This window comes from Leptotrichia trevisanii DSM 22070 (assembly GCF_000482505.1).
GTDB lineage: Bacteria > Fusobacteriota > Fusobacteriia > Fusobacteriales > Leptotrichiaceae > Leptotrichia > Leptotrichia trevisanii.
The window spans coordinates 129,260-149,032 of record NZ_AXVL01000004.1 but is presented as its reverse complement, the minus strand read 5'-3'; the positions used below and the strand labels follow the sequence as shown (position 1 = coordinate 149,032).

Here is a 19,773-nt window from a genome sequence, read left to right as displayed (position 1 = left end):
ACGCACGGTTCTTAGAGGGGAAGGGAATAGCAATATTCCTGACCTACTCGACCAGACTATCGAGAATAAGCAAAAGTTTATAAGTCAGATTATGACTTCTAAAACTCCAGTTAGAGTTGCGGAAGATATTGATGAGAGTATATTAAACTATGCAGAGATTAAAGCTTTAGCAACTGGAAATCCGTTGATTAAGGAAAAAATGGATTTAGATATGGAAGTTAACAAATTAACTTTGTTGGAATCAAATTATAAGAGTAATTTGTATCACTTGGAGGATAAGATTTTAAAATATTATCCAAAAGTTATTGAAAATACGGAAAAAGAGATTGTTAATTTGGAAAAAGATATACAAAAATCAAAAGAAAATCCAAAGGATAAAGAAAATTTTGTAGGAATAACAATAGGAAATAGACAAATTATGGATAAAAAAGAAGCAGGGGAAGCACTTTTAAAATCAATAAAGTCTAGTATGACAGATGTTTCTGAAAAAATAGGAAAATACAGAGAATTCAATATCTATTCATATTTTGATAGTTATGCTAAAGAATTTAAAGGATTTTTACAAAATGAAACAAAGCATTACTTAGACTTTGGAACAAGTGAATCAGGAAATATTACAAGAATGGACAATGTTTTAGATGAACTCTCAAGTAAACTAGATATTCAGAAGAAAAATTTGGAACGATTTAAAGATGAACTAGAAAAATCAAAAGAGGAGGTTCAGAAACCGTTTGAACAAGTAGCAGTACTGGCTGAAAAACGACAGCGATTAAATGAGGTTAATAAATTAATTGAAATGGAGATGAGAAATAAAAATAATATAATTGAAAAAGAAAGGATTGAAAAATTAGATATGGTTAAATAGAAAAAAAAACCAATGTTCTTAATAAATCAATTGGAGATTAGGAAGTAAAATCTGGGTATGAAATTTTTTCATTACAGAGTAAAACGAGTTTTGAAAACTTTTCGTATCCAATAAACTTGATTAATCGAAATATATAGGGTATTCTTTTATTAGAAATAAAAATAAAAAAATGTATAAAATAGATTTTAAAAGAGGTGGTTATATTGAAAAGAAAGCTTATTGGACTGAAAATTCAATTAATGGAATGAAATACATGTTATGTAAATTTTGAAAAAGGAGAATTTGTGAATAAAAAGAAAAAATAAATTAATAATTTTTTATAAAAAAAGTCTTGTCTTTTTATATAAAGTAGTATATAATGATAATGTGAAACATAGAAAAACTTAGAAAGAGAGTGGTATTTTATGAAAAAAGAAAATATAAAAGAATTTTTACTAAAATTAAATCAAAAAGATATTAATGAATTGATGAAAAATTCTGAAAAAGAGGAAGACATAATATTTTATAATAAATTATTTAATTTAATTTTAGAAACAAAACAAGATGAACTTATAAAAAAAGGTGTATTTTAATGAAAAAAAATTTTTATCTTTTTGCGGGTGTAAATGGTGCAGGGAAGTCTACTTTATATAATTCTAAAAATTTAGATGACGGTATAAAAAATAGTATAAGAATTAATACAGATGAAATTGTTAGAGAATTTGGAGATTGGAAAAATGATGCTGATCAGATAAGAGCAGCAAAAATAGCAATTAATTTAAGAAATGAGTGTTTTAAATATGGAAAATCATTTAATGAAGAAACAACTTTGACTGGAAAAACTATTTTAAAAATTATTGAAAAAGCGAGAAAATTAGGTTATAAATTACAATTATTTTATGTTGGTGTCGATAGCCCTGAAATAGCAAAAGAAAGAATAAAAAATAGAGTGAAAAAAGGTGGTCATAATATAGATGATAATGTAGTTGAAAAAAGATATTATGAATCTTTAGAAAATTTAAAGCAGATTATATCAAAATTTGATGAAGTTTATTTGTATGATAATTCTGAAAAATATAAAAATATTTTTTCTTTTTCGGATAATAAAATTTTATATAAAGATAAAAATTTAAGTTGGTCAAAAGAAGCAGTAGAAGTAATTGAAAATAGAAATGAAAATTTGGAAAAAGAAAATAAAATTGAGATGAAACCAGTACAGGATGGTCAAAAGAATAAAAATAATATTAGAGAAGATGATTATGAAAGATAAAGTAAAGTCAAGAGGAGTTAAAAAGGGAGAAACGCCAAAATGGAGGGTAGGAAGAAAAAAAGGAGTATCTATAAAATCAGAAGAAAAGAAAAAAAATGTAAAATTTCTAGGATATAAATATACTCAAAAAGAGGCAGAAGAGTTAAAAAAAGTTTTTGAAGAATATAAAAAAAGAAATAATTTAAATACAACACAAGCACTGCAAAAACTAATTCTTGAAAAAAAAGAAATAACTTAGAAAACAAAAAAACTACAGCAACTTAAATTAGACGTGGAATTTTTTGATTTATGTAGCAAATTTAAATTTTGAAAACATTTTATATCTAGAAAAAAATGGATAGTTTTAAAAATTTGACAGTTATATGGGGGCAATTTGGGGGCAATATAAGTTTGAAAGGTATATTTTATATAAAATATGTAATTAAAACATAATATAAATACTGAAAAATAAGGTGTTTATACTATAATAACTTCCATATCATTGTGGCTGCATATTTGCTGCGATGGATCAGGGGATTGACTTGAATGAGTATAAATAGGAACAGGAGAGATTAAAAAATTTAATTTGTTAAAAAATGGTGTGAAAATTAAAAATTTGCCTTGAAAAATAAACGGAAATATAGTATAATTTACTTAAGAAAATAATTAACAAAATTAGGTATTAAAAAATAGACCTTAAAGGAGCGAGAAGCCTAAATCTTCCTAAACGTAAGTTAGGTATTAAAAAATAGGCACGAATAGGAGCGAGAAGTCTAAATCTCCCTAAATGTAAATTTTAGGTATTAAAAAATAGGCACGAATAGGAGCGAGAAGTCTAAATCTCCCTAATTTTGTTTATTTTAGTTATAAAGTATTTTTAAAAGACGGTATAAATACAAAATATCGTCTTTTATTATTATAAAAGGAGGTTAATTATGAGAAAGAAAAAAGGAGAGGAGCTATATTTTGTAACTTTAACTTCTAGTTATTTGTCATACTTAGGTAGTTATGAAAGTAAAGTGTCAAAAAAAACAGACAGGCCTTTTATTGGAGTTATATTAAAAGTTGAAAATAGAGAATATTTTGCTCCGTTATCTTCTCCTAAAGAGAAACACAAAAAAATGAGAGAAACTATGGATATTATAAAAATAAAAAATGGAAAGTTGGGAGTAATAAATCTTAATAATATGATACCAGTTTTAAATCATTATAAATCAATGGTTAAAGTCAATTTGAGCATGTTGAAAAAAAGTGATAATATTAATGATAAAAAATATTATTTACTGTTAGACAAACAACTAAAATTTTGTAATGAAATCCATCAAGAAATTTTTGAAAAAGCTCAAATATTATATGATACATTTTCAAAAGATTTTTCAGAGTTAACAAAAATTGAAAGAAAAATGTATGGAAGAGTAAATAACTTTAAAATGCTGGAGCAGGCTTCAAAAGAATTTGAGAAGGAATACATAACAGAATCACTTTAAAATCGAATTTAGAAAATAATTAATTTAATAGGTTGATATTAAATAAATTTTGAATAAATAAAAAATATTTAATTGGAAATAAAATAACGAGAACGAGGATTTGGAAAATGAGAATTTTGATTGTAGAAGATGAGAGAATGATAAATGATATTATAGCTAGAACATTAAAAAAGGAAAATTACAGTGTTGATAGCTGTTTTGATGGAGAAGAAGCGTTAGATTATATTTTTTCTACGGAGTATGATGTGCTGATATTAGATATAATGTTGCCTAAACTTGATGGGTTTGAAGTATTGAAGAGAATACGGAATAAAGGGATACAGACACCAGTTTTATTTCTGACTGCGAGAGAAAGTGTTCAGGATAGGGTGAAAGGGCTGGATTATGGGGCTGATGATTATTTGGTAAAGCCGTTTGACTTTGAAGAGCTGCTTGCACGTATCCGTGTAATTCTTAGGAAAAATAGCATAAAGTCTGATTCGATGGGAAATGTTTTTAAAATAGCAAATCTTACAGTTGACTGCAATATGCATACGGTATTTCGAGATAAGCAAAGAATAAAATTGTCACCAAAAGAATTTTCAATATTGGAATATATGATAAGAAACAAAAAAAGAGTTATTTCCAAAGAAAAAATTGAGCAGCATATTTATGATTTTGACTCTGAAAGAAATAGTAATGTGATTGAAGTGCATATAAGGCTGTTAAGAAAAAAAATTGATACGGATTTTACACCTAAATTAATCCATACGATAAGAGGTGTAGGATATGTCTTGAAGGAAGAAAATGAATAATAATATCATTAGTAAGAGAAATAAAAAAATTAATTATAATAAAAAAAGAATTTCGATAAAAACAAAAATTACATTATGGTATACAAGTATGATAGTTATAATTGTGTTATGTTTTTTGGGGGCTATGTTTTATATCGGTTCCATAGCCGTAAAAAATTCTGTTTATAAAAGGCTTAAAACGACGGTGGAAAAAATAAATCGGAATATTGAATTTAAAGATGGGGAGTTAATGATTGAGAATAACCTTAGCGTTATAACTGATGATATTTTTATTTCAATTTATGATAAAAATCTTGATTTTATATATGGTAATACAAATATTGATTTGGAAGTTTCAAAAAATCCTACTGAAAGCAATAAATTAAAGATAGTAAAACAGGCTAATTCAAATTCTAAATGGTATGTTTATGACATAAGAAAAAATCTTGATGGACATGGAGAAATATTGATTAGGGGAATTACGCCATTTTCCAGCCTTGAAAAAAATATAGAACTTATTATTTTAATATTTATCGTAATATTTCCGTTTTTAATAATTGTCTCCATTTTAAGTGGAAAATTTATAACAAAAAAATCTTTCAGTCCTATTGAGCAAATAGTTAAAACGGTTAATAAAATTTCAAAGGGAGACGATCTTTCCCAAAGAATTAATTTACAAAATGGAGAAAGAGAAATATATGATTTGGCTGAAACTTTTGATCAGATGTTTAATCGCTTGCAGGAGGCATTTGACAGGGAGGCTCAGTTTACGTCGGACGTTGCTCATGAATTAAGGACTCCGCTTTCGGCAATTCGTATGCAAAGTGAATACAGCTTGAAATATGTGAATTTAAATGAAGAAACAGAGAATATACTAAAAAACATTTTGGAAAAATCTAAAAAAATGTCAATTTTAATTTCTGAATTGCTTATGCTTGCCAGAATGGATAAAAAAAATCAGAGACTTAATATCAAAAATGAGAATTTGAATGAAATTATCCAGTTAGTTATTGAAATAGAAAATAATTATGCTAAAGAGAAAAATATTAAAATTATTTATAATGAAAAAAATGATATTTTTGCAGATGTTGACAAGGATATGCTTACACGGGTTTTTATTAACATTGTTTCAAATGCGATTACTTATGGAAATGAAAATGGAACAATAAAAATAACTTTAAATAAAATAGAAAATGAATCTGGAAATACTGATTTGCAAAATTCAAATAAAATAAAATGTGAGATTATTGATGATGGAATTGGAATTTCAAGTGAGCATATCAATAAAATATGGAATCGGTTTTATCAGGTTGATTCTTCCCGTTCCAACGATAATTCAGGACTTGGGCTTTCTATTGTAAAATGGATAATTGAAGAGCATAAAGGGACAATTATGGTAGAAAGTGAATTAGGGAAAGGGACAATTTTTACTTTTTATTTGCCTGAAAAAATTTTGTAATATAGAATTAAAGAAATTATTTTGATTAATATTAATATAGATTTATTTATAGAAAGGAAAAAAATGAAAACATTAAAAAAAAGAGTAAAGCCGTTTCTAATTTTAGCAATGCTTCCTGCTGCATCTGGTATAAATTTGTATTCTTCAGAAATAACGACTATAACAATAAGAAACAATAGAGTGAAAATAAATTTGGAAAGAGCCAAAAAAATTGTTTTTGAACATTCTAAAATACATTCAAATAATGCAAAATTGACAAAACTTATTTTAGAAAAAGAAAATAAAAAATATGTTTATGCAATTGAATTTTATTATAAAAATAAAAGATATAGATATAATGTTGATGCAAATACAGGAAAAGTAATCACATATAGTTCTACTGAAAGACTTATATCTGATTCTCGTTGGGGCGTTGGAAAAGATATAACATTCCAAGCGAAAAATGCACCAGCAGTAGCACCGTCACCATCACCAATAGAACAAAAGACTGAACGTGATGAATATGCTGATATGCAAAGTATGATGGAATATAGTAAAAGAATAACTGAGGAAGAAAGTTATGATAGAGCTAAATACAACTTTAGTAGGAAAGAAAAAAATGTAGAAAATATCATTTTAGAGCAATTGAAGAAAAATGTTTATGATGATCTGAATTATGCTTCATTTGAGGAAATTATTCTTGTAAATGCTGAAAAATCAATCTATAAAGGTACAATAAAAGCCAATTATATAGAATATGATTTTAAAATTAATTTATCTACAGGTGAAATTTTAAAATGGAAATTAAAAAAATAGAATCTAAAAAAGTAAAAATTTTCAGTTAAATTTAAGGTTAATTTGCTAAAATACACTTGAATCTTTTTAAACTTAAATATATCATAACTTTTGATACAAATTTTAAAACAGTATTGTTATGATAAGAAAGTAGGAGAACTATGAAAAAGAAATCAAGAAAATTATCTGTATTAGTTATGACAGGATTAACACTTTATGCTGCAAACGGATTTTCTATACCAGCAATAAAAAAAGATTATACTTGTCCGATAGGAAAAGAAAAGTTTAGCAGCATTGATGATTCGCCACAATGTCCGACTAACAAATTTGTAATGTTCAAGAATGAATTTACAAAAGAAGAATTGGAAAAATATGAAAAAATAATAAATTCAAAAGAATACAAGGCTATTCCTAAAAATTTGCCTAAAGAATATTATTTAGGGAGATTTTATGAAATGGCAGGAGGATTTTCAGACAAGGAAATAGGCGAAACGTATTATAAAGCATATATAGCACAAATTAATGAGAATTTTGAAAATACTAATACTTTAAAGGAAAGTTTGGCAAAAGGGATAAGTTATCTTGAAAAATCTTTGCCTATGGAAAATAAAACCGAATTTCCTTGGAAGCTAGCTTATTTATATATTAGTAACAAAGAATTTGATAAAGCAAATGCCTTAGTGGAAAAACAGGATAAGAACGTTCATTTGGAAAGAATAGCAAATTTTTACTACACTCTCTCTGATATAGAAAAATCTCAAATAAACTATTATGGTTATGACTATATGGATTTTAATAAGGAAAGTATTGATAAAAAAACAAAAAAAGAATTTAGAGAAAAAGCGTTGTATTACTTACAGGATGTAATTAAGAAAAATAAAGGACGTTATTCAGAGAAAGAACTTTTCAGACTGGTAGATTTATACAAATCTTTAGGAAATGAAAAGGCAATTGACGAGGTATTTTCTAAAGCACCATCAGAATACTGGAGTCTGATGGTGTCATACTATTTAGACGAGCCTGTAAGAAGTATTGGTGATGTCTATGATGAAAAAAAATTAGCAACGGAAGATAATTTGAAAAAAGCACTAAGCTATGCTGACAAATTAGTAAAAATGATTTCTAAAAATAATAATGCTGACAAAATTCAATATAATTTATCTATAATTTTAAAAGCTGAAGCTGAACGTCGTTTAGGAAAATTTGAAGAAGCATCAAAAACTTTAAGTAAAATAAATTTAGCAGATGTTAAAGATACGCTTTATGATTATGATTTTAAAATTCTTAAAGAAAGAATAAATAAGAAAGACATTAGTGTAAGACAATATATTCCAGAACCAATTAGGTATTAATATTAGAAATTTTTTCATTTCATTATATTGTAAATTTCTTAAAAATTTTCAGTTAATTTTAAGGTTCGTTTGATAAAATACACTTATCAAAGGGAAAGGAGTTGATATGAAAAGGAAAAAAAGAAATTTATCTGCACTAATTACAGCAGGATTGATAGTATGTGCTTCAAATTCTTTTTCCATAAGAATAGTAACTAAAGAGTATACTTGTCCAATAGGAAATGAAAAGTTTACAGCTGGTATAAGTTTGCCGCAGCAATGTCCAGAAAATAAATTTGTAATGTTTAAAGAAAATTTTACAAAAGAGGAATTGAAAAAATATGAAAAAATAATAAACTCAAAAGAATATAAAGCTATTCCTCAAAATTCTCCTAAAGAGTATTATTTAGGGAGATTTTATGAAATGGCAGGAGAATTTTCAGATAAAGAAATAGGGGAAGCATATTATAAATCATATATTGAACACATTAATAGAAATGTTCAGAATAATGATACTTTAAAGGAGAGTCTGATAAAAGGGATAGATTATCTTGAAAAATCTTTATCTTCAGGAAAAAAAGATGGTTTTCCATCGAGTTTAGCTTACTTGTATATCAGTAACAGGGAATACGATAAAGCAAATGCTCTGATAGAAAAACAGGATAAAAATATTTATTTAGAAAAGATAACTGATTTTTATTATAGCGTTTCCAGTTTGCAGAAGACTGAAAGTGGTTATCGTTATAAATATTATAATGAAATCGGTATTGATGAGAAAGCAAAGAAAATTTTTAGGGAAAAGGCATTGAATTATTTACAGGCAGTAATTAGAAAAAGTAATGGACAGTATTCGGGACAGGAGCTTTTAAGGCAAGCAGAATTGTATAGTTCTTTAGGTAATAAAAAAGCTATAGATGAGTTATTTCCTAAAGCACAGCCAAAACATTGGAAGTTGATTATTTTACATTATTTGGATGAACATGGAGGAATTATTGGCGAAGTTTATGATAAAAATAATTTAGCAACAGAAGCTGATTTGAAAAATGCTCTAAGTTATGCTGACAGATTAGAAAAGATGACCTATAAATCATTTAAAGAGAATATTAACATGGAAATGAAAAATATTAAAAGAAATGATTATCTTGAAGCTGCATTTTTGAAAGCTGAAACTGAACGTCGTTTGGGAAAATTTGAAGAAGCATTAAAAACTCTGAGCAAAATAGATGTAGCAGATATAAAAGATACTGTTTTTAACAATGATTTGGAAAAACTTAAAGAACTGATAGGAAAAAGAGACAATAGTGTAAAACAATATATTCCAGGTCGAATTATATATTAGTTTAAATAAAAAAGTTATAAAATTAAAATTTAAAGGAGAGATGATTTTTATGAAAAAGTTTTTTAGTAGAAAGATTGAAACTTTTATTCTTTTGCTATTATGTGCTAGTTTTTTAAGTGCCGCACCTGTAAAAAGTGAGGAAGAAGCAGTAAAAACTGTGAAAAAATCTATAATTAAGCATAACCTTGGTGGTAAATTAGGAACAAAGTGTATGAAATTTTACATTGATGAAACTGCGGAAGATTTTCAGGTTGATGTACGTAGTGATAACGAAAAATGTGGAGGAGATCCTAGAGTTGAACCTCGTATGTTCAGTTACACTGTAAATAAAAAAACTGGTAAACTTAAAACAGACAGTTTTGAATATGCAAAGGAAAAAGGAATTGACTGGGAAGGCGATTATCTGTCTATAGATTAGCGATGCAGAAAATATGGTTAATTAAAACTTAAAGGAGAGATGATTTTTATGAAAAAATTAGTTTTAACAGGATTGCTTGTATTAAGTGCAATGGCATTTGCAGCAAAAATTACTACAACAGGAAAAAGCTGGGAGAAAATTGAAAAAGAAAATAAAGTTCCCGAACAGGAAATCAGCATAATGAATTTTAGCTGGTTGGATAAAAAAGATGGTGTAGAGGGTGTATATAACACATATAGCTTTAAAATAGGGAAATTAGAATCTGATAAAAATAATAACTTTTATCTATCATCATATTATGATGAAAAACCTGAAAATGGTCTTCCGTTAGTATCAGATTTTAATAATATCAAAAATTTAAATGGTTTTACCATTAAAGAAAGTCTTGATGAAAATTTTGAAGCTTATGTTTCATATTATAAAATAAGAAAAACAGCTGTAAAAGGAATCTATTACATAGACAACTATATTGGTCAAGATGGGAAAAAACATCCTAAATTGTACTTTGGATTTGATGAAAAAACTAAAAAGGTTGTAATTACTGATAAAAATGGTAATATAAAGAATGTATTGGAATATTATCCAGCAGGTTAATTATAAAATTAATATTTAAAAAAAATATAAACGAAAGCAAGGGATAAAAAATGCTAAAAAAAATAGGAATAGCAATGTTAATTATAGCAAGTTTAGGAATTGCAGCTGCAACAAATGAATCAAAACAAATTAAATTCCATAAAACATTTAAAGAAAGTAATCAGGTAAATAAAAATTTAAGCAATGAAGATAAAGAAATAATAAATATAGCAATAAACTTTGCAAATGAATATATACAATTAAAAAACCCTGATGAGTTCGATAAATGGTTTGCAAAAGCTCCAATTACAGAAAAATTTAGAAAGGAATATTTTAGAAAAGAAAAATATATAGATTTAAAGGAAAAAGAATTGTATGCAGTAACAAGTGAATCATCTAAAGAAAAATTAACTCCTACTGAAAAGAAATTTTTAAAAGAAAATAACGATATATATTCCTATTATCAATACGATCCTTTATTGGGATTAGAAATAGAAGATTTAGCACAGGAAAGTGAATTTTTATTGAAAGAATATGATCCCAAATCTAAAACAGTTTATTTAAAAGATAAGTATGAGGAAGAATTTGTTATTGATGGTAGAAAAAATTATCAAGGTGGAACAGAAATAATATTAAAACTTGTAAAACAAAATGGAAAATGGTTAATTGATGAATCAAAAATAAAATAATTTAAGAAAGATAAAGGAGAACTAATTATGAAAAAAGTATTATTATTTATGATGTTGCTATTATCAGCAATAGTATTTGGAGAAAAAGTTACAAATAAAATTAATTTTGAAATTTCTCCAAAAGAATTGAGAAATATTGTGAAAAGTGAACCGTTGTCAAATTCACACGATAATGGTAGTTATGCTGTTTATTATTATGCAAATGTAGAGGATCCGTTAGGTGTAAAAAGACAATTTAACAGCTTTGCTTTTTCTGAAAATAAGTTGTATTCAACAATCTTTGATTCAGTAACAACAGATGAGGAACATGCAAAAATAATTGAAGCTTATAAAAAAAATATAAATAAGATTTCTAAAGAAAAAATGAATATAAAAGAGCGTAAAGGAGCTTTATTATTATATAATTCAAAAAAAATAATCGAAATATATAGAGTAGTAGACCATACATTTATAAATGTTGCTCTTTATAGTGCTGGAAAATTAAACAATAGTTTGAAAAATTATGAATAAATATAAAAAATGAAAGCGAGTGGTAAAAATGTTAAAAAAAGTAGGAATAGCTATGTTAATAGTAGCAAGTTTAGGAATGGCGGTTACAAGAAATAAATCAAAAGTAGGTAAAGTTCAAAAAACAGTTAAAGAAAGTAATCAGGTAAATACAAAATTAAGTAGTGAGGATAAAGAAGCGATAAATACAGCAATAAACTTTATGAATGAATATATAGAAATTAGAGATCCTGATGAGCTTGATAAATGGCTTGCAAAAGCTCCAATTACAGAAAAATTCAGAAAAGAATACCGAAGAAGAGAAAAATATATAGAATTAAGTCAAAAATCACTTGAAGGAAAATTATCTCCTGCTGATGAGAAATTTTTAAAAGAAAATGACGATATTCATTATGAGTATGATGCCTTATTAGGAGCAGGAATAATAGATATAAGAGAAGAAAGTGGATTTCAATTGAAAAAATATGATTCTAAGTCTAAAACAGTTTACTTAAAAGATAAATACGAAGAAGATTTTGTTGTTGATGGTAGAAAAGGTCATCAAGGTGGAACAGAGATAACATTAAAACTTGTAAAACAAAATGGAAAATGGTTAATTGATGACTCAAAATAAATTGGACAAAGAAACGAATGACATAATAAAATAACAATTCATTGAAATAAAAATAGGGATTACTGTAATTTAAAGAAATCCCTATTTTTTTATGAATAAATTTATTAAACCTATTGAATTTATTTAACATTCAAAGTGTTCGGTGATATGTTAAAAATTAAATTTCCAAAAATTCCTTCTCAAATTCATCTTCCGTAAGCACCCGAACGCCCAATTTTTCAGCTTTTTCCAGTTTACTTCCAGCCTTTTCTCCAGCGATTAGAAAATCTAGATTTTTTGAAACTGCTGACAGATAATTTCCGCCTTTGGACAGGATAATATCTTTTATGTCGTTTCGTTTGTATTTTTGCAGTTTTCCAGTTGCAAGGAAGTTTTTGTCTTTTATTGGATTATCTGCTATTTCTTCTGAATTAGTTTCATCAACGGCAAACTGCAATCCTATATTTTTTAAATCTATGATAATTTTCCAGTTATTTTCATCATTTAAGAAAGTATTTACAGCAATTGCCACTTTGTCGCCAATACCTTTTACAGCCAGTAAATTTTCGATTGACTGATTTTTCAGATTTTCAATATTTTTAAAAGTTTTTGTTAAAAGGTTCGCATTGAATTTTCCAACAAAAGGAATTCCAAGTGCGTAGAGAACTTTTGAAAAATCACGATTTTTACTGGACTCGATGCTATTTATCAAGTTGTCTACGCTTTTTTGTCCCATTTTTTCCAGATTTTCCAATTCTTTACGGTATTTTTCCAACGAATAAATATCGACTATTGTTTTTATTTTTCCTAATTCAATAAATTTTTCGACAATTTTGTCACCAAGTCCAGAAATATTCATTGCATCACGAGAAACGAAATAGGCAATTTGGCGTTTAACTTTTTCGGGGCAAAGTGGATTGTGGCATTTTAAGGCGACAAGTCCTTCTTCGTGTGCAAGCTCGCTATTGCAGACAGGACAATTTGTTGGCTCCTGAATTTCAATTTCTTGTCCAGTCCTATCGTCAAACACAACATTTACAACTTGCGGAATAATTTCTGCCGCCTTTTCTACAATGACATTATCGCCAATTTTTATATCTTTTCTGCGAATTTCATCAAAGTTATGTAAACTTGCTCTTTTCACAACAGAACCTGATAAATTCACGGCTTCAAGTTCAGCAACAGGAGTGATTACACCAGTTCTTCCAACTTGAAAAGTTACGTCCATTAATTTAGTTTTTACTTGTTCAGCAGGAAACTTGTAGGCAATTGCCCATCGTGGGCTTTTAGTTGTGTAGCCAAGTGTTTCGTAAAGTGCAAAATTATTTACTTTTATAACAAGCCCATCTGTTTCATAATCAAGTTTTTTCCTGTCGTTATGCCATTTGTCAATGGATTTTTCCAATTCTTTAAAATCAGTATATTTCTCAAATATTTTTGTTGTTTTAAACCCAAGTTTTTCAATATATTCAATACTTTCCAAATGAGTATTTATCCCGTAATTTTCAGCATTTACAAGATAATAGAGATAGCAGTCAAGCCCACGTTCTGCAACAATTGTCTTATCAAGCTGTCTTATTGTCCCAGAAGCTGCATTTCTAGGATTTGCGAAAACATCTTCTCCATCATCTTCCCGTTCTTGATTTATTCGGTTAAAACTAGAAATTGGCAAAATAATTTCTCCACGAACTTCCAGTGAAACATTTTTTTTCAATTTTTTAGGAATAGTTTTAATTTCCATAATATTTTCAGTTACATCTTCCCCAACTTGCCCATCTCCCCGTGTTACAGCCTGAACAAGCACTCCATTTTCATAAATCAGGCTTATACTAAGCCCATCCAGTTTCAATTCCAGAATATACTCTAGTTCCTTTGAATGCTCCTTAACATTTTCAGATAAAATAATTTTTTTGATTCTTTTATCAAAATCCTCAATTTCAGAAATATTATAAGTATTTGACAGACTAAGCATAGGCACCCGATGTCGTACCTTTGAAAATTTTTCGCTCGCAGTACCCCCAATCTTTTCAGTAGGCGAACTTTCTCCATTCTCCTCGTTTTTCAGCAATTCTGGATATTCCTGCTCAAGCTGTTTTAATTCACGCATTAAAGCATCGTATTCCATATCCGAAATAAGAGGCTTGTCCTCATTATAATAAAGATTGTTATGATATTCGATTTCATTTCTCAATTTTGTATATTTTTCTTGAACATCAGAAAAACTCATATTTTTTTCACTATCTATATTTTCATTTTCGTTATTTTTTTCTTGATTAAATAAATTCACGGTTGCTCCTTTTATAAAATTTGTTTTGTAAATTATATCATTTTTTTTATGATATGAAAAGTTTTTGGAGCAATTAAATCAGAGCTTGAATCCCAAATATTGACAAATTATGAATGGTACAATATAATAATTTTATTTAAGAATAATAGAGTGATTTTTTACTTTTTTCAGAAGAAGTGAAAAAAATTGATTTGTATTTTTTTGTTATAAATTTATAAATTAAAAAAATATAAAAATATTGAAAAAAGATTGCAAAATTGTATTAAAATGAACTGGAGAAAAAGAATATGTTTTAGTATTGGAAAATACTAGAATTAAGAATATCGGAAAATTGAAATGGTGTTTTTGGAGAAATATATAGAAATTGAAAGTGAAAGAAGGATTGATAAATGTGAAAGATGAAAATAATATGGAAATATTTGAGATTAACATTATTAATAATGGAAAAATAGAAAAAAATAAATTATTTTTATCAGAAATTGAAAGAGCAATATATTTTTCAAAAAGTGATAATATTTTTGATTCTGTTCTGGAATTGCGAAAAAAATTAGAATTAAAAAACATTTATTTACTTTGTAATGCTTCGGTTATTAATGTTTATCCTTCTGGAATGCAAAAAGAATTTGGAGGGACAAAGGCGTATAAATTACAAATGGGAAAACAAGCAACTTTAACTGATGTAGTAGATATCTTTGATTATGATAACGAACTAAAAATTGGTAGTGTTAAAGAGCAAGAGGAATTTTATGAAAGTTGGATAGAAAGTTTGAGAAAATAAAATGAAAAAAATCATTGTATTATTATTAATTATATTAGTTATATTTCTTCATTTTAATAATTCAAAAAAAGTAAAAAAAGAAGGATTTTACTCAGTTTCATTTTTTTATTCTGACAATAAAGAAAAGATTTTTGAAGTTGAAGATATTGAAATTGATTATTTTAAAAATATTATTATAAAGTTAAAAAAAATATACAATAAAATGGAATTAAAAAAAATAATAGTGTATTATAAAGATAAAAAAATTGGTGAAATTATTGTAAATGAAAGATTGGGAATTGATAGTTTAAAAGATGCCAAATATATTGATGTTGATAAAAAAGAATTTATTTATTCAATAGATAAAGAAATAACTGACATTTTAGGTTCAAAAAACGAAAAATATAAAATTACCACATCTATCTATATGGAAAAAGGATTTGATTTAGAATTTATAATAGAAAATGAAGGTAAAATAGCTACAATAAAAAAAGAAATTTCAGTTGCTTATAATGAATAATAATTAACATTTTTTATTAATGATTATTCCATATATGAAATTTATTATAGAACAATAAGTTAAGAGCATTATGAGATATTAAAAAATACAGGTAATTTAAAAGGAACAGGAGAAACGTCAACATCACCTAATTTAGGATTTACAGATAGTTATGATGGTATTCAACTAAAATTTTATACAAAGCAAGGAACTATAAATGAAATGGAAAAAATAGGAATAAGATCAGAAGGTAATGTTGTTAAAGATAAATATCCTAATATGCCAATGCCTGAAAAAAGTTCTGGCTGGGGATATAAATTTGTGCGTTTTAAAGAAGAAAAAAGACAAATAAATATACAATTAGGACAAGAAGGAGGGAAAGGATTAGAAATATTTAATCAGAATTTGAAAAATTATGAATTTATAAAGGAGATCAACTATGAAATGGAAGCAAAAAATAATAAACTTTTAAATATAATGATTGAGTTAATGAAAAGTAAAAATAAAAATGAGATAAAAAATAAATTCAATATTAACGATAAAGAAAAAGTAAAAATTATTAAAAAAGGGCTAGAAGAGGCTTATGATGAAAAAGACGAAGATAAGCTTTATTATGTATGTTCAGCAATATGGGAATTTAATTTACATACTGAAGAATGGATAGATATTTTATGCAAATTATCAAAAGAAAATTGGCATAACAAACATGAGGATTTTGCAAGTTATTTTCAAGAAATGAGATTACCAAGAACAATAGACTGTATATATGAACTAGCAACTTCGAATTTTGAAAAATACCGTTGGGATGATAATTTTTCATTAGTGAGAAAATGCTGTTTTGCTTTGGGGGATATTAATACTCCTAAGGCGAAAGAAAAATTGGAATTATTATTACAAAGTGAAGAAGAGACTATAAGAGAACATGCAATGGAGCAGTTGAAGAGATGTGATTTTACAAATAAGGATGTAGAATGAAAGGAATAATTATGAAAAAAGAAGAGGAAAGAAATATTTATGCTGTATTTGATGATAAAACAATAAGAGTTTATCAGGCATATAATAATGAAATAGCAGACGAGGCTTTAAAATTGGGAAAGTTTGGAAGTAAATTCAGTCTTACAAGAATGACCTGGATAAAGCCATCATTTTTATGGATGATGTACAGAAGTGGCTGGGCTACTAAACAAGGACAGGAAAGAATACTGGCAATTGACCTAAAAAGGGAAGGATTTGATGAAATAGTGAGAAATGCTGTACTTTCATCTTTTAGAGAAGTTTCTGATTTATCTAAGGAAGAATGGAAAAATAGACTGGAAAATTCAGAAGTAAGATGTCAATGGGATCCAGACAGGGATATTTATGGCAATCCAATAGGAAGAAGAGCGATACAGCTAGGTATAAAAGGCGAAACTGTGAAAAAATATATAAATGACTGGACTGTAAATATAACTGACATAACTGATAAAGTTATTGAGATGAGAAATAGTATTCAAAATGGAACTTTTTCAGAGTCTATGCTTCCTAAAGAAAAAAAATATATTGTTTAATTATACTTTCAAATAATTGTTGTTGTAAAAGGCAGCAGTTATTTTTTAAATAATTATTGAAATTTAATTAAAAATATAGTATAATAAAATATATATTAATAATTAGTTAATAATTTGTTTTGAAATATGTTCTTAAGTAACTAGATTAACGATTGTTTGTAAATTTTATAAATTAAGATAGCTAATAATGTTTGAGGATAGATTTGCAAAATGGATTATTGAATAAATCTAAAAGGAATAATTGAGGTGGTAAAATGAGCAGTGAAAGTGTAAGTGCTGAAAATATGTATGAGGGGAAAAATATTGGAATTGTATTGGACGAGAAAAATCTGGATAATTTCGTGATTCGGGAATTTGTGCTGAATGAGAATATTAATGAACATCAGAAACTGGAAATGCAGCTGGAGATGGATGATGAGCAAAGGAAGAATTTGGAAAGAACTATTGAAAAGGAAGGTGTTGAAATTGTAATTGAACTTGCAGAGGCAAGCGAGAATGTCAAAAGGAAAGTTTTTAGTGGAATTGTTGATTATTTTGAGATACTGGATTATGGGAGTTATGGGTGCAGGATTTTGATGAAGGCGTTTTCTAAAAGTGTGCTTTTTGACAGGAAAAATGAGAAAAAGTATCGGGTTTTTCAGGATAGGAATTTAATGTTTTCAGATATAATTGATGAGATTAATAAGGATTATGCTGAGAAAAAGCTGGAAATAAAGTATTCTGATATTGCGAAAAAGCAGATTGGTACTCTTATTGTCCAGTTCGATGAAACGGATTGGGAGTTTTTAGTGAGGCTTGCAAGTCAACTGAAAACTGGGATGTTTGTGGTTGAGCAGGGGATAATATTGTTTGGAATGGTGGAAATGGGGGAAGTTAAGAAGGAAAATAAATATTTTTCAGATTATTCGCTTGTGAGAGATTATAAAAATCTGTATTATAAGGTGCAGTCGAATAAAGTGATAAATTTGGGAGATACTGTTTCTATTTCTGAACATTCTAATGAAAATGAGAAAGACTATGGCAATAAAGGAAATTTTTCTGTTCTGAAAACAAAAATATTTTTGAAGGATTTTGTTTTGAAAAGTGAATTTTTGGCAACGGATATGAGCAGTTATCATATATTTAGGAAGTATAATGAAAAAATTAGAGGGTGCAGGATTGAAGCTAAAGTTGAGCGGGTGTTTGAAGATGGTGGAATTGCGAAAATGGAAGTCAAATTTGGAGAGGGGCTGAAAAAAATTGTTCAGGAAAGAAGCAATGATAAAAGTAATGATAAAGCTTATGATGATTATGGGATAAAAAGATTTCCGCTTAGTTATCAGACTTTCTATTCGCAGACAAATACTGGATTTTTCTGCACTCCCGAAGTAAATGATACTGTGGAAGTTTATTTTCCAAATGAAGACGAACGATTTGCAAAAGTGTCGTGGGCAATAAACAATAAAGGAAATGGAAGGTTTAGCGATTATACAAAAAGGAATTTTCAGGTTAATCAGAGTGATTTTAATTTTAGCTTGAATTTAAATACTTTTGAAGTGAAAACGGCTGAAAAATATAGTGTGGAATCGCCAAATATAATTGAAAATGCAGATAATTTTGTAAATAAGGCGAATCAGAATATGATAGTGGCTTCGAATAATTATTTAGGTATAGAGTCAATCGGGAATGCTGATTTTTATGGTTCTAAGATAAATATTATTGGGAAAGAGAAGGAAATAACGATGGAATCGTTAAGTTCAGATGTAAGAATTAAAGGGAAAAAAGTTCACAGTAATTAATAGTAGTTAGTAATAAAAAATACAGGAGAATAATAAGATTAGTTAAAACTTACTGTTCTTCCTGTATTGAAAAGATTTTAGTATAATTTATTTTTTTCTTTTGTTTCTTATAAATTGTATAAAAGCTATAATTTCCTGTTTTTCTGTATCTGTATAGTTTTGAGACTTTAGGATATATTCGTCTAAATCGTCATCTGGGATTAAATCAGTTTGCCGATTCAAGAAATAACTTGTGATTGCTCCTGTAATCATTCCAAAAGTTCCCATTCCAATGAGTATCAGAAAAATGGCAATTATTCTTCCGATAAATGTGTGTGGGTAGACATCTCCATAGCCAACGGTAGTCGCAGTTACAAATGCCCACCATAAGCCATTAAAATAAGACAGTTTTTCGACATAGGAAACTATCAGGGCAGATACTACGATTCCTAGTGCTGCAAAAATTAATAAATAGATTAATCCGTTTGACTTTAAAATTCTTTTTATTTTTTTATAGAATTTTTTTACAGCTAAATAAGTTTTTGTTAGTTTTAAATGTTTAAAAACTCTGGCAAAACGTCTTATTTTAAAAATTCTGAATAGTCTAAAAATAGAATAATACGGAATAATTGAGATTAAATCAGGAATATTATTTTCAATAAAGTCCAGCTTGTTATCTGAATGTGTAAAACGGATAAAATAATCAGCTGCAAAAATCAGATAAATTGATACATCAATAAATTCAAGGACTGGATTGTTAAAAATATTAATATCACCGTGTAAGTCTAAGATTGTAGTGACAAAGCTGTATAATGCCAAGAAAATAAAAATAACCTGATAACTTATCCTAAATCTTTTGTTTTTGTGTAAATCTTCAATTTTCTTTTTCAT

22 protein-coding genes are annotated in these 19,773 nt (G+C 27.2%); 20 read left to right on the top strand and 2 right to left on the bottom strand.

Translation table 11 applies throughout. The features are described 5' to 3' along the window. Window positions 1–91: 91 nt before the first annotated feature. The 15 genes from K324_RS14060 (at window position 92) to K324_RS0100680 (ending at window position 12,056) form a co-directional block, all read left to right on the top strand. Entirely contained in the window at window positions 92–865 is a 774-nt protein-coding gene (locus tag K324_RS14060) for a hypothetical protein (protein ID WP_051354353.1), read from the top strand. Window positions 866–1,269: 404 nt separating this feature from the next. After that, window positions 1,270–1,437 carry a hypothetical protein gene (locus tag K324_RS0100745; protein ID WP_026747453.1) on the top strand — a complete coding sequence of 56 codons (168 nt, stop codon included), beginning with the start codon at window positions 1,270–1,272 and terminating at the stop codon, window positions 1,435–1,437. Next, window positions 1,437–2,114, top strand: coding sequence for an ATPase (locus tag K324_RS0100740; protein WP_026747452.1), 678 nt, complete (start codon window positions 1,437–1,439; stop codon window positions 2,112–2,114). Before K324_RS0100745 ends, K324_RS0100740 begins: the two co-directional genes overlap by 1 nt. Further along, complete coding sequence (locus tag K324_RS0100735) at window positions 2,104–2,352, top strand: hypothetical protein (RefSeq protein ID WP_026747451.1); 249 nt, start codon at window positions 2,104–2,106, stop codon at window positions 2,350–2,352. The genes K324_RS0100740 and K324_RS0100735 overlap by 11 nt, the downstream gene beginning before the upstream one ends. A 676-nt stretch (window positions 2,353–3,028) precedes the next feature. Then, a complete protein-coding gene (locus tag K324_RS0100730; RefSeq protein ID WP_026747450.1) occupies window positions 3,029–3,580 on the top strand; it encodes a type III toxin-antitoxin system ToxN/AbiQ family toxin in 552 nt (183 codons plus the stop codon). 107 nt (window positions 3,581–3,687) lie between these two features. Beyond that, window positions 3,688–4,374: a response regulator transcription factor gene (locus K324_RS0100725; RefSeq protein WP_026747449.1), complete on the top strand. Its 687-nt coding sequence runs from the start codon at window positions 3,688–3,690 to the stop codon at window positions 4,372–4,374. Then, window positions 4,367–5,812 carry a HAMP domain-containing sensor histidine kinase gene (locus K324_RS0100720; protein WP_036094852.1) on the top strand — a complete coding sequence of 482 codons (1,446 nt, stop codon included), beginning with the start codon at window positions 4,367–4,369 and terminating at the stop codon, window positions 5,810–5,812. Before K324_RS0100725 ends, K324_RS0100720 begins: the two co-directional genes overlap by 8 nt. Before the next feature lie 63 nt (window positions 5,813–5,875). After that, the gene (locus K324_RS0100715; protein WP_026747447.1) at window positions 5,876–6,607 is read left to right on the top strand and encodes a PepSY domain-containing protein; all 732 of its coding nucleotides are present in this window, start codon (window positions 5,876–5,878) and stop codon (window positions 6,605–6,607) included. Window positions 6,608–6,747: 140 nt separating this feature from the next. Next, entirely contained in the window at window positions 6,748–7,938 is a 1,191-nt protein-coding gene (locus K324_RS0100710) for a type IV secretory system conjugative DNA transfer family protein (RefSeq protein ID WP_026747446.1), read from the top strand. Window positions 7,939–8,044: 106 nt separating this feature from the next. Next, the gene (locus tag K324_RS0100705; protein WP_026747445.1) at window positions 8,045–9,256 is read left to right on the top strand and encodes a hypothetical protein; all 1,212 of its coding nucleotides are present in this window, start codon (window positions 8,045–8,047) and stop codon (window positions 9,254–9,256) included. A 49-nt stretch (window positions 9,257–9,305) separates the two neighbouring features. Continuing rightward, on the top strand, window positions 9,306–9,674 hold the full coding sequence (locus tag K324_RS0100700; RefSeq protein WP_026747444.1) for a hypothetical protein: 369 nt from the start codon (window positions 9,306–9,308) through the stop codon (window positions 9,672–9,674). 48 nt (window positions 9,675–9,722) lie between these two features. Continuing rightward, window positions 9,723–10,268 (top strand): hypothetical protein, encoded by a 546-nt coding sequence (locus K324_RS0100695; RefSeq protein WP_026747443.1) that lies wholly within the window; start codon window positions 9,723–9,725, stop codon window positions 10,266–10,268. A 50-nt stretch (window positions 10,269–10,318) separates the two neighbouring features. Then, window positions 10,319–10,936, top strand: a complete 618-nt coding sequence (locus K324_RS0100690; RefSeq protein ID WP_026747442.1) for a hypothetical protein — start codon at window positions 10,319–10,321, stop codon at window positions 10,934–10,936. Between the two features lie 27 nt (window positions 10,937–10,963). Next, window positions 10,964–11,446 (top strand): hypothetical protein, encoded by a 483-nt coding sequence (locus K324_RS0100685; RefSeq protein WP_026747441.1) that lies wholly within the window; start codon window positions 10,964–10,966, stop codon window positions 11,444–11,446. Window positions 11,447–11,474: 28 nt separating this feature from the next. Further along, window positions 11,475–12,056: a YqhG/Tai3 family protein gene (locus K324_RS0100680; RefSeq protein ID WP_006804124.1), complete on the top strand. Its 582-nt coding sequence runs from the start codon at window positions 11,475–11,477 to the stop codon at window positions 12,054–12,056. A gap of 157 nt (window positions 12,057–12,213) precedes the next feature. Here the strand turns inward: K324_RS0100680 and ligA are convergent, their stop codons facing one another. Further along, window positions 12,214–14,262 carry an NAD-dependent DNA ligase LigA gene (gene ligA / locus K324_RS0100675; protein ID WP_036094879.1) on the bottom strand — a complete coding sequence of 683 codons (2,049 nt, stop codon included), beginning with the start codon at window positions 14,260–14,262 and terminating at the stop codon, window positions 12,214–12,216. Window positions 14,263–14,692: 430 nt separating this feature from the next. On the opposite strand from ligA, the gene K324_RS15095 reads away from it, so the two are divergent. From K324_RS15095 to K324_RS0100650, 5 genes are all read left to right on the top strand, one after another. Further along, complete coding sequence (locus K324_RS15095; RefSeq protein ID WP_232056197.1) at window positions 14,693–15,100, top strand: hypothetical protein; 408 nt, start codon at window positions 14,693–14,695, stop codon at window positions 15,098–15,100. A 1-nt stretch (window position 15,101) separates the two neighbouring features. After that, window positions 15,102–15,599, top strand: a complete 498-nt coding sequence (locus tag K324_RS0100665; protein ID WP_026747438.1) for a hypothetical protein — start codon at window positions 15,102–15,104, stop codon at window positions 15,597–15,599. A gap of 201 nt (window positions 15,600–15,800) precedes the next feature. Beyond that, on the top strand, window positions 15,801–16,553 hold the full coding sequence (locus tag K324_RS0100660) for a HEAT repeat domain-containing protein (RefSeq protein WP_232055998.1): 753 nt from the start codon (window positions 15,801–15,803) through the stop codon (window positions 16,551–16,553). After that, the gene (locus K324_RS0100655; RefSeq protein WP_036094849.1) at window positions 16,550–17,125 is read left to right on the top strand and encodes a DUF4291 domain-containing protein; all 576 of its coding nucleotides are present in this window, start codon (window positions 16,550–16,552) and stop codon (window positions 17,123–17,125) included. The genes K324_RS0100660 and K324_RS0100655 overlap by 4 nt, the downstream gene beginning before the upstream one ends. Window positions 17,126–17,379: 254 nt before the next feature. Further along, a complete protein-coding gene (locus K324_RS0100650) occupies window positions 17,380–18,903 on the top strand; it encodes a type VI secretion system Vgr family protein (protein ID WP_026747435.1) in 1,524 nt (507 codons plus the stop codon). 87 nt (window positions 18,904–18,990) lie between these two features. Here K324_RS0100650 and K324_RS0100645 read toward each other — a convergent pair whose 3' ends face one another. After that, window positions 18,991–19,773 carry an ion transporter gene (locus tag K324_RS0100645; protein WP_026747434.1) on the bottom strand — a complete coding sequence of 261 codons (783 nt, stop codon included), beginning with the start codon at window positions 19,771–19,773 and terminating at the stop codon, window positions 18,991–18,993.